The sequence below is a fragment of the Caldisericia bacterium genome, assembly GCA_026414995.1.
Classification (GTDB): domain Bacteria; phylum Caldisericota; class Caldisericia; order B22-G15; family B22-G15; genus JAAYUH01.
In genome coordinates, this window is the sequence record JAOAHY010000042.1 from 1 (window position 1) to 622 (window position 622).

The window sequence follows — 622 nt, forward strand, 5'->3', positions numbered from 1 at the left end:
CTCTATCAGAGATATCTTGACTATCAAGAATAATATCTCTAAGTTCATATATTGCTTGTCTTTGTTTATTCATAACATTATCATAATCAAGAACTTGCTTTCTTATGTCAAAATTCATTGCTTCAACTCTTTTTTGAGCATTTTCAATTTGACGTGTTATTAATCTAGATTCAATTACTTCTCCTTCTTTCATTCCTAATTTTTCCATTAAACCAGATATTCTATCAGAACCAAAAAGTCTCATTAGTTCATCTTCAAGTGATACATAAAAAACTGAACTTCCAGGATCTCCCTGTCTGGTACCTCTACCAGCCATATTTGTAGCAATGGTAACACTCCCTTTTTTACCTGCTTGTGCAATTATTTGTGCCTCCATTTCATGATATTTTGCATTTAAAACTTGATGTGGAATTCCTTTTTTTCTTAACATCTGAGAAAGCATCTCAGATTTCTCAATAGATCTTGTTCCAACAAGAATTGGTTGCCCTTTCTTCCATTTTTCCTCAATCTCCTGTACTATTGCATTAAATTTTTCACGTTCAGTTCTATAAACTCTATCTGGATAATCATACCTTATACATCTTTTATTTGGAGGTATTTCAACAACATCCAACTTATATAT

At 31.5% G+C, this 622-nt stretch carries 1 protein-coding gene; it reads right to left on the reverse strand.

Annotated features, from left to right (window positions below; all coding sequences use genetic code 11):
• Window positions 1–622: preprotein translocase subunit SecA (gene secA / locus N3D74_06690; protein MCX8095850.1), on the reverse strand; the 622-nt coding region annotated here is incomplete at both ends.